The sequence below is a fragment of the Salmonella sp. SA15303 genome (genome assembly GCF_029962125.1).
Lineage (GTDB): Bacteria > Pseudomonadota > Gammaproteobacteria > Enterobacterales > Enterobacteriaceae > Salmonella > Salmonella enterica.
In genome coordinates, this window is record NZ_CP123924.1 from 2,085,974 (window position 1) to 2,098,183 (window position 12,210).

A 12,210-nucleotide genomic window follows, 5' to 3' on the forward strand; every position below is an offset into this window, starting at 1 on the left:
CTTAAAATGACAAAGTCAGCGAATTGGTCATATGATGAATGAATGATAAAATAGTGACGATGAGTAAAACGGCCCACAGAATGTAGCTGACTTTATCCTTTCTGTTTATGGCCCCCATTGCCACGCTCAGTGCAAGCAAGAATGGCAGAAACATGAACATAAAAAACTCCTTTATTACATTGCTTGTTAATATAATCGCTGTGTATTACCGGGTCTGTATTCCAGCTTATCCACCCCGCATTAGCCGGAGCTCAGTAAGGCATCAGGAATTATTTGCGTTATTATAAATCGATTATTTCTGTGATGAGTTATCCCGGCATCTGCTGGTTACAGGGAGATTTCTGGCGACAAGAGTAAGAAATATCCCGATAACTAATGGTATAATAAGCAGCATTGAGTGTGTTGAAATAGCATATCCATAAATATAGTCTTCCAGACTTACCGCAATCAGCGGAAAGATAAGAAATACAAGCGAAGCCTGGAAGGCATTAGCCTTTTGCTGAAGCGCAAAGTAGCACAGGATACCAAAAACTCCGGCAAAAGCCCCGAGATACAGGGTAGCTAATATTGAGTGTACTGAGAAGGTTGATACTTGTGGTCTTTCAAAAAACCATCCTGTCGCAGAAAGTATCAACCCAGCTAAAAGGCACGGGAGCGCATTAAATGTGATAACAGAGACAGTACAACTTCTTTTCTTACATTGTGTATATATTATGGCATGGATTAACACAGCAGAAATAAGCGCAGTGATACCCTGCCAGTGACTCTCTGTACTTGTATTCGTTTCTTCAAGAAGTATCCCCGTCAATGCAGTGATTGCGATAGTTAAGCCCGCGATCTGCATTAGTTTCGCTTTTTCATTTAGAAACAAAACCGATGCTATCAAAACGGCCACAGGCATATTCGCAAAGATAATGGCGGCAAGCCCAGAGTTGACATAGGTTTCACCATAAATCATTAGTGAGAAAGGAATGCAAAAATAAAAGATGCATATCACAAACTGGAATAATCGTTGTCCGGGAGGAAACAACAGTGTTTTTTTTCTTAACCATGCAATGATGATTAAAAAAGGTGCTGCAAACATAAACCTCATTCCGGTTGCAAACACTGGAGGGATAGTTTCAACGGCAATTCGCATGGCCAACCATGTAGTCCCCCAAGTCAGTGAAACTAGCATGAATAATATAGATATCGACACCTTGCGCATAAGATCCTCTCCGTAAAAAAATTAATTTAGCTTTTTAGCTAGAAAAAAGTAGCGTTTTCTTCACTGTGTTTTTTATATGTTTAGATAAAAATTTCTCTATCAGAAGACGCAGTTATGCTGAATGAGAAAAATAATAAATGACTCAGGCTGTTACCACACGATTGTCCACTGCGCCTGTAAGACCTGGCAGCAGTTGTCGATTTAATGTCTATTCTTGCTGGAAGGCATAAAACGCCTTGAAGATGAAGAGCTCATCATTAGTCGGGTCCCTTGTTGAGCCAGGACAAGTTTAACTTATCGCTTTCAACCCTTACGATGATAAATGATCTTATCCACCCATAATGGACATACGGCTAAATGAGTAAATTCTCAAGTAAGAGGCAGGATCTGTATCAACCAGTAAGAAGCCCCAGAAACAGCACCGGCTGAATTCCGTCAGGAAGCTCTGAAACTCGCTGAATGTACGTTGCCCGCGAACGATTGTTAATCAGCGCCATAGCAAGAATAATTGTTTGTTTCACAAGGAGATAGAAAAAACTATAGCTTTGCGCCGGGGCGGAGGCAGGAGGAGATAACTCGTTGTAATAGAATGTTTTTATATGGCGACCTTAAGAGAAATGCTTTCGCCTCGGTATACCACCCGCTATGAAGACCTGCTTCAGGTTAAGTGGCAGGTTTATCCCGATTTTCACATTCCTGATGTGATGGAACCGCAGCCACATCGTATGCAAGAACGGGCTGCGGCAAGCTGGCGATCGTTCGATAGTGCGAGTATTGAATGGTTGCCAGTTGCGGCGGATTTTACTTGTTCAAGATGACTAACCAATGTGTTTAATCTGAAACTAGCCACCTGTTCAACTTTTCGCGATCGCTTTTGTTGGCATCACTATTAAGCCTTCGTCTACATGGGTATTTGGCATCGGGAGTCCCCCAATGGAAGAGGGGAGTGATGTATTGGGCAGTTAATTTGTTTGGTCGGGGGATTTATACGCAAAATGGCCCGAAATATGTCCGAATTAAAACGTAAAAAGTGATAACTAATTGAATCTATTAGAATCAAAAATAACATATTCCAATCGTTAAAATCACTTAATTAATATGTAACATTATGAATTTAAAGAGAAATATCAATGGTTGCCGTAAGCGGGAATCGTATTCGGTCTCTTTTTTTCTTATAAATCAGTTGCTTATGATCAATAATCCGAAATTTCCGAAATTTCCGAAATTTTCCAGAATTTCTGTATTCCGGGCTTTTTCGTTATATCAGATCCAAATCCAGTTTAACATTTCTTTTACAGCAAAATCAGAGCATCACGTAAGCTTTATTATCGCGTTCATCGAGATAGAGTTTCGTGGTGTTCTCTGAAGTATGTCCCAGGAGTTTCTGAGCAAACCCTTCGCCGTAAGCGTCTTTATACAGTCGTCCGGATAAGCTGCGGATCTCGTGAAACGGCGGTGGGTTTTCACTGAAATTTATTCCGGTCAATTTTCGTGCCGCAACAAATTTTTTAGTCAGGCTATTAGGATGAATACTCCCGTTCGGGCTGTTTTTGCGTATGCCAGCGCTGATAAGGTATTCGCTACGGCTTACCAGGCGGCAACGCTCAATCACCGTACTGAGGCGTAAACCCATGGAAGGAAGGTTGAGCGAAAGTGGCAGAGCGATTTTCATCCCGGTCTTGATTTGCTTAACGTACAGTCGCTCATCAATAATGTGACTGAACTGAGACTGTAAGTAAAATTGTGTAATTGCCTGTCTTTGATATGTTCACTCCAGTAACGGAGACAGGCAATTATGGACGAAAAGAAACTCAAAGCCCTTGCGGTTGAACTGGCTAAAGGCCTTAAAACCGAAGCCGACCTCAATTCGTTTTCCCGTATGCTGGCGAAATTAACCGTCGAAACGGTGCTCAATGCGGAGCTGGCTGACCACCCCGGGTATGAGAAAAATGCGCCCAAAACAGGCTCAAACACCCGTAATGGCTACTCGTCCAAAACGGTGTTGTGCGATGACGGCGAGATAGAACTCAACACACCGCGTGACCGTGAAAACACCTTCGAACCACAGCTGCTTAAGAAGCACCAGACGCGCATTACGCAGATGGACAGCCAAATTTTATCCCTCTACGCCAAAGGCATGACTACCCGCGAAATCGTCGCCACCTTCAAAGAGATGTACGACGCCAATGTGTCACCCTCGCTGATATCTAAAGTCACCGACGCCGTAAAAGAGCAGGTCACTGAGAGGCAAAACCGGCAACCGGATGCGCTGTACCCCATTGTTTATATGGACTGCATTGTCGTCAAAGTCCGTCAGAATGGCAGCGTAATCAACAAAGCCGTCTTCCTGGCACTGGGTATCAACACCGAAGGCCAGAAAGAGTTACTGGGTATGTGGCTGGCCGAAAATGAAGGCGAAAAGTTCTGGCTAAGCGTGCTGACGGAGCTGAAAACCCGGGGCGTTCAGGACATCCTGATTGCCTGTGTGGATGGTCTGAAGGGTTTCCCGGATGCGATAAACAGCGTCTTCCCGCAGCCCCATATCCAGCTGTGCATTATCCATATGGTGCGTAACAGTCTGAAATACGTAGCCTGGAAAGGCTACAAAGTCGCCACCAGCGGCCTCAGGCTCCGACCGAAGAGGCGGCACTGATGGCGATGGATGCGTTCGCGAAAGCCCGGGACGATAAATATCCGCAAATCAGCAAAAGCTGGCGTGCGCACTGGGAAAACCTCAATACGCTCTTCAGTTATCCGCCGGATATCCGCAAGGCCATCTACACCACAAACGCAATCTAATCCCTGAACTGCGTGATCCGTGCCGCGATTAAGAAACGCAAGGTGTTCCCGACGGATGACTCAGTACGAAAAGTTATTTATCTGGCGATCAAGGATGCGTCAAAAAATGGAGTATGCCGATCCAGAACTGGCGGCTGGCGATGAGCCGTTTTATTATCGAGTTCGGTGACCGCCTGAGCGATCACCTTTAATAACTGGGCAGTTACACAGAATTACTGACAGGCTCATTCTTTTGTGTTGCGCCTCTCTGTTTCTATTGTTTTAGATAGCCATGAGAGCTCCGTTGCTGAGAATTTTAGTCGTGGGGTTCTTTCTTCTGCACCGGGTGGGCGCATTTCATAACTGCAGGACCATCTGCTGAATACTGTATAGCTCTGTATATTGCATGTTGTTGAGGTCAGTGTGCAATTCCTCGGTACTGGCTTGTCCTGTATAGGGCTGGAGATTTCTGGGCAATGTCCTTTTGGACCTGAACATATGTTTTTGATTGAAAATGGCATCGTGTTTTATCCTTTACACTGTGAAATGTTGTTTTGTGCTCTTCTGTTGTGATTGGTGATGTGACGGGATCGTCCATGCACCCTTCCTTTTATTGACGGCGTATCAGTCCATTGATGCCATGCTTGCTTAATTTGTCCAGCATCAGCAAGCCGTCGTTTTCTTTCTGCTGCAATTCAAGCAACTTAAACCGTATTTCGTTAAGTAAAGGTTTAATAACTCCGCGCTTGCGAACCACCTTTTTGATAACGTCTTTTTCGAAGTATAAACGGCAGAAATGATTTTCATAATTCGCCTATACTCTTCACCCAGCGCTGGCAAATCTTCAACGCTGAAAGGCTGGGGAGAAGGGCGTCCAGTTGCTGAACGGAGAGCGAACCATACGCCCTGATTCCACGTGTTATCAAACTTCATACCGTGGTTATCATCCAGACAAGGCGCTTGAGGTTGCTCATGTCTTTTGGGGAAAGAGGTTCGGTGGTGGGTACTGGATATCCTGGATCGGGAAGTGGGTTCCACTGGTGCCAAATACAGGGGGCTGGTAAACCGGGTGGATACCTCAAATCCTGACAGGCCAGAGCACCAGCCTGATAAAATCGTATTACTGATTTCTAACCAGTGGCACATTAATTGTACCAGCTCAGACTCCAACTGACAGTTTGCTTTAAGCGAGTAGCGGACGTGACCTGCCCCCAGGAGTAAAAACAAACTTTCTATTGATACATTTAATTAACTTATTTATAACGTTATATTCCAAATACAAACTTGTTCAATTGGGCATGTATGGACATTCAAATCACACATCAAGTTACTGAATTTGATAAAGAAGAACTATTAACCGGATTAAGAAGCTACAATGCTCAGTTCGTCGATTTTAGTAAAAATGGGCAGCTTGGGGTCTACTGCAGAAACGAAAGCGGCGAAATGGTAGGCGGATTAATTGCTGACAGAAAAGGTCCGTGGCTCTGCATCGACTATCTTTGGGTAAGGGAATCTGCAAGGAACTGCGGTCTGGGGAGCAAACTTATGGCGATGGCCGAAAAAGAAGGTTTGCGGAAAGGCTGTGTTCATGGACTTGTAGATACCTTTAGCTTCCAGGCTCTCCCTTTTTATGAAAAACAGGGGTATATACTTCAAATGTCGCTACCGGACTTTCCTAAAGTAGGTTCGCAAAGGCATTATTTAATTAAGCCCGGTTTATAGCTTTGCTGCATTTGAATACCCATAGCTTTATGAAAGCTGTAATCAGGTAGCTTTAAAATATATCGTATTGTTGGCCTGTACACACCATGATCAGCGTCCGCTTCTGGCACAGGGCGGACAGTCAGATTAGGTTTGGCGCTGTGCCATAGATATGTCAGCTCACATTTGAGCTAATACCCCCTGGCACGGCTAGAGGTACTCAGACAGCCGCTTGTAGGCGGCATGGTACGGATACAAAAACATATAGCGCTGTTATATAAACTGTAAACTGGGCTGTGCGTATAATACGAATCTTTCACTCAGAGAAACCTGCTGACAGCGTTAGTACTCCATTAATTAATTTTATACTAAATCTCTGTGGTATGGCGCAGGCGTTTAGAAGACAGTTCAATTGCGATCTGCTAGCTGGGATTTCGTCGCGCCGCTCAAAAATGCACAGAGTTTTTCACCCGCCGTCAATGGCTCAATGGGCGTTTTTCCGAGGGCGGTCTCAGTCATGACGATGGCAGGACCAATAAGCATGGACCATACTTCACTCGCGTCTTGCTCAAGCGATGTGAAGGCAAGGAACAGTGTTTTATCTGAAGGAAAGCGGTGCTGAGTATTAAAAAGTTTCAGCCAGGCGCGGGACTGCCGGTCGGCCTGTGCTGATCGCGTGCCGAAGCGGAGTACTCTTTTTAGTATGGCGATACCCACAATGCCTGGCCCCAGAATAAAGGGACTCCCGACGTTTATGGTGACGCCGACCCCGAGAAAAACGAGGGCGAATGACAGCACGTTATCTACTCTTCTGGCAAGAGTACTGTATAGCTTTTCCAGAGAGTACCGGTAAAGAATTTGATAACTGATTTCATCCTTGCTCATACATCTCCAGATGTTTTTTCGATTACGCTCCGGTATGCTCCCGGAATCCTGACAGATTCTGCAATTATGCCACACTTCCTGGAGGGTATTAATTAGATAGAATATAAATAGAAGGCAAATATTTTGAGCTTTTAGTCGATATCGCTTTGAATATCATTTCTCCTGCACCAGGAGATGCTGTTGTCGAGAATCGTGTCAAACGTTGCTGCGTCGGTCGGACTGCACAGGGTAACTCTCGCAGTCAGACTCTCATTATGGTCTCTAAATTGGATAACCCGCAGTCGTAACACGCCGGATGTCACGACTGACGCTATTATTACCCTGGCTTGTTAAAGCGGCATGACCACATTTTCTATATATAATAATTGGTTGTCTTTCGACCAGTATTGTCGAGTTTTTTGGTTTAATTCAACAATCCATTTAAAAACGCCTGCCGTTGCCAGATCAGTACAGTATTTTTCATAGGAATGCTCCCCCGAAAAGTGTTTAGCTGAAATCAATTTTATTAATTGCGTATTCGGTGTTGAATTGACTTTAATCAGCTTTCTATTGCTTTTAATAGAAATGAAGTGGCCTGCATGAGTGATAATTTTCACATTGCCGGTAGCAACAAAATAGATGTAATAAGCGATATTATTATATTCCAGATCGATTAGAAATGCGTTGAAATTTGCATCCTTTCTGACGCGCTCGAAAAAGTGGTTAAGCATAAGCTGTAATTCCATTTGTTAACCTATTGTAAGTTATAATGTTATATGTTGTGTTAGAGTATTGTTGCTTAAAAGCAGCCATACAGATATGTTACCTAAAAGCAATAATAATCACCTGGTATCATATAGTTTACGTTATGATTGGAATAGTGTTGCAATTGTTACTGATTATTTCTCGTAGCGCGTTTTTTTGACCACTAATAGATGCGTCAATCCATTTCATTTGTAGTTTTTCTGAACGTCATGAAAAGTCATAATATATAAAAATCAGTTAATTAATTGATGTTTAGATAAGGATTACAGTGACGGAGAGGTTTGGCGTGGCGACTTTATAGGTTTTGAAAAAGCGGCTAACTCGCTGGCAGGATAATTGGTAGCCAGCCTGCGAATGGGGGCAAAATCGTAACAACATCAGCATAAATAATAATATTCATGAATGTTTTATGTGACGCAGTAGTTGAATTGAAGTGATGTTTTACCTGTTCAGGATTGTCCCGATAAAAATGTTCCTCGATAAAAGTCGATCACCTTGCGCCGAAAAAAAACAGGCTAAGTGACAGAAGAACAAAATCCATCAGGAAAATAAAATTTATAAATATCAATGAGTAAAAATGGTTGTGGAGAAGGTGGCTATTTTTTGAAAGCAAGAAATATAAACAAAGTGTAGCTATGCATAGTTATCTAAAAGGAGAACTACCGTGACTAACATAACACTATCCACCCAGCACTACAGAATCCATAGAAGTGACGTTGAACCAGTAAAAGAAAAAACAACGGAGAAGGACATTTTTGCAAAAAGTATTACTGCCGTTAGAAATAGCTTTATCAGCCTGTCGACGAGTCTGTCAGATCGTTTTAGCCTGCATCAACAAACAGACATACCGACTACCCATTTTCATCGTGGGAACGCTTCTGAGGGTAGGGCGGTATTAACCAGTAAAACTGTTAAAGATTTTATGCTGCAAAAGCTCAATAGTCTGGATATCAAAGGTAATGCGAGTAAAGATCCGGCCTATGCTCGTCAGACATGCGAAGCCATATTATCAGCCGTGTACAGTAATAATAAAGATCAATGTTGTAAATTACTCATCAGTAAAGGGGTCAGTATTACCCCCTTTTTGAAAGAGATAGGAGAGGCTGCGCAGAATGCGGGGCTACCTGGGGAGATAAAAAATGGCGTATTTACTCCAGGTGGGGCAGGGGCGAATCCTTTTGTCGTCCCCCTCATTGCTTCCGCGAGTATTAAATATCCGCATATGTTTATAAATCATAATCAGCAGGTATCTTTTAAAGCGTATGCTGAGAAAATCGTTATGAAAGAGGTTACGCCGCTGTTTAATAAGGGGACGATGCCAACGCCACAACAATTTCAGTTAACTATAGAAAATATTGCGAATAAGTATCTTCAGAATGCCTCCTGATGGTAGTAAATACAATACTGCTATTAACCATATGAATTAATAGCAGATTTTCTGAAACTATATATTCGTTTTTATGGCGACGCTTTTAACAAAACGTCGTCATCTTTATTTTAATATAAAAATCAAATGGATAACCTTAAAACTTAAAATAATTGTTATTACTCTAAATACCTGCACAACCAGACAGCTTTTTTTGTAACGCTGCGTGTTGTTAAGTCTATGATACCCGCGCACGGATGATGTCTCGATAAGGATTAATGGTCTGTTAACTGTCAGGAGAGGTTATGCCGCCTTTAAAAAAAATTGTGCTGCGCCTGTTTGTGGGGGCGATGGTCGCCACGGTAACGACACCTGCATTGGCGCTGGTTTGCCTTGAGGATCACTCCGCTAAAGAGTGTGCTATATCGTGTGCTGAGGCGATGTGGTTTATGTTTCCGATATGTTTTTAAGGAGGAAGAGTATTGAAGGTGAACAGGCGATAGTGAGTAGCTCGCTGCGCCAGGGGATAACCCTCCCCTGGCGCAGCCAGTTATATTTTATTGCGATGATAACAAAGCATTTACTCGCTAATGGTGAAATTCGCTATTTACAACAGCGCACGCTTACTAAGCAAAAAAATCTGCACACGCTATCTTTTTATATCTGTCCTGGATAATGAACGACAGGAAAAACATGATGCGGCCTGAAGAGATTTATCAGCGAATAGAGGCAAAGAATTGGCGGCATGTCTGGGTGGTTGGCGATATTCACGGCTGTTTTTCAATGTTAATGAAAAGGTTACGTGAGTGTCGATTTGATCCGCAACAAGACTTGTTAGTTTCTGTGGGCGATCTCATTGATAGAGGCCCGGACAGCCTGGGCTGCCTGGCTTTACTGCGTGAGTCCTGGATGACGGCGGTTCGCGGCAATCATGAACAAATGGCGCTGGATGCGCGGGCCTCATCGCAGTCGACGCTGTGGTTGATGAATGGTGGCGACTGGTTTACCCGCCTGACGGCTGAACACGCTGCGCAAGCTGAAGCGCTTTTTATTCTTTGTCAGCGGCTGCCCTGGATACTGGAAGTTCGTTGCCGCCATAGCACGCATGTGATCGCTCATGCAGATTATCCCGCGTTAACCTATCAATGGCAAAAAAAGGTCGACTTACATCAGGTTCTCTGGAGCCGCGAACGGCTCATAAATAAGCGCGGCGGGATTAGCGGAGCCGATCATTTTTGGTTTGGCCATACGCCGTTGCGTCGGCGCATGGATTTTGCCAACGTACACTATATTGATACGGGCGCGGTATTTGGCGGGCAATTGACGTTAGCGCGGATACAATAGCGGTATCAGCGACCAGGGTTAAAAATCGCTATATTGCTGCGCAGGTCGCCAGAAGCCGTCGATAAAATCCTCTACCGGAAAACAGCCGCCATGGCGAATCCGTTGATCGTCCATCGAATAAAGACAATGCTGCTCGGTATCGTAGATGTCCACGACAATATCCTCGCATCCTCCATCCAGGTAACATACAAAAAGTACCAGCGCGAACATTACATCCTCAATGTTAACTACTTTACACGATAGTGTAGGAGAGGTTAGCGCAGGGGGGAAATGAGAAAAGGAAGAATAAATAACCCGCCTGGCGACGGGTTCTTTTTGAGTCAGGCAAGACGCATGACCCAGGCATCAGATTTAGGATCGTAATGAGTACGGAACAAAACGGAATGTTCCCCGTTGAGAATGGCGGGAACGCTGGTTTCGGCATCCCAGGCGTCCAGTTGCATACATAAATCCGGATCGGATTTACAGGGGATTGTTAACGTTCGCTCCCCCGGCGATTCGCCATGTAATTCGGCATCGTCGATTTCAAAAGCGCCAATGCGCACACTGGTTTTCATCATCGTGCTCTCCGTTAATACGCTAATTGTGGTACGACCAGTTTAGCCGTCCATTTTTCAGCGTAGTCAACGTAGGCAAAAGCGCCAGTCAAAAAGTGCGGTTTTTTTGTGCGCCTTTTAACTATTACCAGTAAAGAGTTTGCCATCACGTACCAGTTCACGCGGGTAACTGTTCTTTATTCTGGCGCCGATACGTTTTGCCAGACCAAGTGGCTGATGCTGGAACGTCACCAGGACATCATCAGCGGCAGGGGGTGTTTGCGGATAAATATCCCGACCGCGATACCACTCCTCCGCCTCTTGCACAGAAAGTTCGAACGCGTGAGCATGAGTCGGGCAGGCAAGGGCTATCGTCGCCTCATGTTGCCAGCGATAGCCTTTATTATGACTTTCGGCCAGCTTAATGCCGAGCCGGGAAAAACGGACTTTTCCGATCAGTGATTCAATCTCTGCCGGGAACAGCCAGACCTCTTTTTCACGCTGCCAAAGATGGAGATTTTCATCCCATAACAGTCCGACGGCGTTGGCCGCCTGGGTAACGTGTAATGCTTCGCGGCCTTTGAGGGGGGTAAAAGGAAACGCCCCCACTTTATACCCCGGCGCGGGCATGGCTGGAAGGGATGACATTTTACGCAGACGTGCGACGAAGAATCCTTCGCAGTCGTAAATTTGCGGGAAGACGTGCAGGAAGCCTTCCGGGGTGAGGGCGCGGTCAGCGTCAGGAAACAGATCACCCAGCGGCAAAAATTCAACGGCGTCGGCGTAGGTCTCTTTCAGCCAGAGGCAGACCGCTTCGTTTTCCTGGCGATTTAACGTGCAGGTGGAGTAGACCAGCGTGCCGCCGGGTCGTAAAGCATGAAAAGCGCTGTCGAGCAGTTCCCGCTGTGTCGCCGCGATATCCAGATTGCTTTCTGGCGACCAGTTTTTTAGCGCATCAGGATCTTTACGTACTACGCCTTCGCCAGAGCAGGGCGCATCCAGCAGGATAGCGTCAAACATCTCCGGTAACGCAGCGCCAAATACGCGGCCATCGAAATGCGTCAGTGCGGTATTGGCGATTCCACATCGGCTGATATTAGCGTGCAGAACTTTGACGCGGCTGGCCGAAAATTCGTTGGCCAGAATGGCGCCGCGGTTCCCCATGCGGGCAGCGATCTGCGTGGTTTTGGAGCCAGGCGCCGCTGCCATATCCATGACCCGCTGCGGATGATTATCATCGGCGAACAGGGCCGCGACCGGCAGCATCGAACTGGCCTCCTGAATGTAAAACAGGCCGCTTAAATGCTCAGCGGTACTGCCAAGCGGCAATGCCTCTTCATCATCGCGCTCGATCCAGAATCCTTCATGACACCACGGAATTGGCGTGAGCGACCAGCCGTAGGGCGCGATTAGGGCAAGGAAATCAGCCACGGATATTTTAAGCGTATTGATGCGTATACTGCGGCGCAACGGGCGTTGGCAGGCCGAAATAAATTCATCAAAAGAGAGCGTGGAAGGCATTGCTTCACGCATTTGCGTCAGAAAAGCGTCAGGAAAATAGACAGCGTGTTGAGCCACAGGTGTATCGCCGGCAAAAAAACAGGCGCGCAGTGTAGCATAAAACGCTCCGGCGCGAGTACGCCGGAGCC

General features: G+C 45.4%; 14 protein-coding genes and 2 pseudogenes. 6 read left to right on the top strand and 10 right to left on the bottom strand.

All coding sequences use genetic code 11. The annotated features are described in order from the left end of the window. Position 1 precedes the first annotated feature (1 nt). The 3 genes and pseudogenes from QEN31_RS10180 to QEN31_RS10190 all read right to left on the bottom strand — a co-directional run. On the bottom strand, positions 2-160 hold the full coding sequence (locus tag QEN31_RS10180; protein WP_000480735.1) for a DUF5993 family protein: 159 nt from the start codon (positions 158-160) through the stop codon (positions 2-4). Between the two features lie 132 nt (positions 161-292). After that, positions 293-1,207 carry a DMT family transporter gene (locus QEN31_RS10185; protein ID WP_001233446.1) on the bottom strand — a complete coding sequence of 305 codons (915 nt, stop codon included), beginning with the start codon at positions 1,205-1,207 and terminating at the stop codon, positions 293-295. Positions 1,208-2,510: 1,303 nt separating this feature from the next. Next, positions 2,511-2,933, bottom strand: a pseudogene (locus tag QEN31_RS10190) (tyrosine-type recombinase/integrase); the annotation flags it as partial. Positions 2,934-3,002: 69 nt separating this feature from the next. Here QEN31_RS10190 and QEN31_RS10195 point away from each other — a divergent pair. Next, positions 3,003-4,197 (top strand): annotated as a pseudogene (locus QEN31_RS10195) (IS256 family transposase). 145 nt (positions 4,198-4,342) lie between these two features. On the opposite strand, the gene QEN31_RS10200 reads toward QEN31_RS10195, so the two are convergent. Both QEN31_RS10200 and QEN31_RS10205 read right to left on the bottom strand, forming a co-directional pair. After that, on the bottom strand, positions 4,343-4,483 hold the full coding sequence (locus tag QEN31_RS10200; protein ID WP_099949657.1) for a hypothetical protein: 141 nt from the start codon (positions 4,481-4,483) through the stop codon (positions 4,343-4,345). Positions 4,484-4,648: 165 nt separating this feature from the next. Next, positions 4,649-4,918, bottom strand: coding sequence for a hypothetical protein (locus QEN31_RS10205; protein ID WP_001752421.1), 270 nt, complete (start codon positions 4,916-4,918; stop codon positions 4,649-4,651). A gap of 369 nt (positions 4,919-5,287) precedes the next feature. On the opposite strand from QEN31_RS10205, the gene QEN31_RS10210 reads away from it, so the two are divergent. Next, positions 5,288-5,707: a GNAT family N-acetyltransferase gene (locus QEN31_RS10210; RefSeq protein ID WP_099949658.1), complete on the top strand. Its 420-nt coding sequence runs from the start codon at positions 5,288-5,290 to the stop codon at positions 5,705-5,707. Between the two features lie 387 nt (positions 5,708-6,094). Here the strand turns inward: QEN31_RS10210 and QEN31_RS10215 are convergent, their stop codons facing one another. Both QEN31_RS10215 and QEN31_RS10220 read right to left on the bottom strand, forming a co-directional pair. After that, entirely contained in the window at positions 6,095-6,571 is a 477-nt protein-coding gene (locus QEN31_RS10215; RefSeq protein ID WP_000030934.1) for a hypothetical protein, read from the bottom strand. A gap of 329 nt (positions 6,572-6,900) precedes the next feature. Further along, positions 6,901-7,296: a DUF1398 domain-containing protein gene (locus QEN31_RS10220; RefSeq protein ID WP_000422882.1), complete on the bottom strand. Its 396-nt coding sequence runs from the start codon at positions 7,294-7,296 to the stop codon at positions 6,901-6,903. Positions 7,297-7,979: 683 nt separating this feature from the next. Between QEN31_RS10220 and sopE2 the strand changes: the two genes are divergently transcribed. The 4 genes from sopE2 (at position 7,980) to pphA (ending at position 10,025) form a co-directional block, all read left to right on the top strand. Continuing rightward, positions 7,980-8,702 carry an SPI-1 type III secretion system guanine nucleotide exchange factor SopE2 gene (gene sopE2, locus QEN31_RS10225; RefSeq protein ID WP_000182072.1) on the top strand — a complete coding sequence of 241 codons (723 nt, stop codon included), beginning with the start codon at positions 7,980-7,982 and terminating at the stop codon, positions 8,700-8,702. Positions 8,703-8,986: 284 nt separating this feature from the next. Continuing rightward, the gene (locus tag QEN31_RS10230; RefSeq protein WP_001134856.1) at positions 8,987-9,151 is read left to right on the top strand and encodes a membrane protein; all 165 of its coding nucleotides are present in this window, start codon (positions 8,987-8,989) and stop codon (positions 9,149-9,151) included. Beyond that, the gene (locus tag QEN31_RS10235) at positions 9,142-9,357 is read left to right on the top strand and encodes a hypothetical protein (protein WP_001574231.1); all 216 of its coding nucleotides are present in this window, start codon (positions 9,142-9,144) and stop codon (positions 9,355-9,357) included. Before QEN31_RS10230 ends, QEN31_RS10235 begins: the two co-directional genes overlap by 10 nt. 17 nt (positions 9,358-9,374) lie before the next feature. Further along, complete coding sequence (gene pphA, locus QEN31_RS10240) at positions 9,375-10,025, top strand: protein-serine/threonine phosphatase (RefSeq protein WP_099949659.1); 651 nt, start codon at positions 9,375-9,377, stop codon at positions 10,023-10,025. A gap of 18 nt (positions 10,026-10,043) precedes the next feature. On the opposite strand, the gene QEN31_RS10245 is transcribed toward pphA, so the two are convergent. The 3 genes from QEN31_RS10245 to rsmF all read right to left on the bottom strand — a co-directional run bounded on the left by QEN31_RS10245 (position 10,044) and on the right by rsmF (position 12,139). Continuing rightward, the gene (locus QEN31_RS10245; protein WP_000457836.1) at positions 10,044-10,235 is read right to left on the bottom strand and encodes a YebW family protein; all 192 of its coding nucleotides are present in this window, start codon (positions 10,233-10,235) and stop codon (positions 10,044-10,046) included. 110 nt (positions 10,236-10,345) lie between these two features. Continuing rightward, a complete protein-coding gene (locus QEN31_RS10250) occupies positions 10,346-10,582 on the bottom strand; it encodes a YebV family protein (protein ID WP_024131108.1) in 237 nt (78 codons plus the stop codon). Between the two features lie 117 nt (positions 10,583-10,699). Continuing rightward, positions 10,700-12,139 (bottom strand): 16S rRNA (cytosine(1407)-C(5))-methyltransferase RsmF, encoded by a 1,440-nt coding sequence (gene rsmF, locus QEN31_RS10255; RefSeq protein WP_001542138.1) that lies wholly within the window; start codon positions 12,137-12,139, stop codon positions 10,700-10,702. Positions 12,140-12,210: the final 71 nt, after the last annotated feature.

Excerpts from the sequence above, each read along its gene's own strand:
- pphA (WP_099949659.1), top strand. The coding sequence starts at position 9,375 with ATGATGCGGCCTGAAGAGATTTATCAGCGAATAGAGGCAAAGAATTGG.
- QEN31_RS10205 (WP_001752421.1), bottom strand. The coding sequence starts at position 4,918 with ATGAAGTTTGATAACACGTGGAATCAGGGCGTATGGTTCGCTCTCCGT.
- QEN31_RS10230 (WP_001134856.1), top strand. The coding sequence starts at position 8,987 with ATGCCGCCTTTAAAAAAAATTGTGCTGCGCCTGTTTGTGGGGGCGATG.
- QEN31_RS10215 (WP_000030934.1), bottom strand. The coding sequence starts at position 6,571 with ATGAGCAAGGATGAAATCAGTTATCAAATTCTTTACCGGTACTCTCTG.
- QEN31_RS10180 (WP_000480735.1), bottom strand. The coding sequence starts at position 160 with ATGTTCATGTTTCTGCCATTCTTGCTTGCACTGAGCGTGGCAATGGGG.
- QEN31_RS10210 (WP_099949658.1), top strand. The coding sequence starts at position 5,288 with ATGGACATTCAAATCACACATCAAGTTACTGAATTTGATAAAGAAGAA.
- QEN31_RS10250 (WP_024131108.1), bottom strand. The coding sequence starts at position 10,582 with ATGAAAACCAGTGTGCGCATTGGCGCTTTTGAAATCGACGATGCCGAA.
- QEN31_RS10200 (WP_099949657.1), bottom strand. The coding sequence starts at position 4,483 with ATGTTCAGGTCCAAAAGGACATTGCCCAGAAATCTCCAGCCCTATACA.
- QEN31_RS10185 (WP_001233446.1), bottom strand. The coding sequence starts at position 1,207 with ATGCGCAAGGTGTCGATATCTATATTATTCATGCTAGTTTCACTGACT.
- QEN31_RS10220 (WP_000422882.1), bottom strand. The coding sequence starts at position 7,296 with ATGGAATTACAGCTTATGCTTAACCACTTTTTCGAGCGCGTCAGAAAG.
- QEN31_RS10245 (WP_000457836.1), bottom strand. The coding sequence starts at position 10,235 with ATGTTCGCGCTGGTACTTTTTGTATGTTACCTGGATGGAGGATGCGAG.
- QEN31_RS10235 (WP_001574231.1), top strand. The coding sequence starts at position 9,142 with ATGTTTTTAAGGAGGAAGAGTATTGAAGGTGAACAGGCGATAGTGAGT.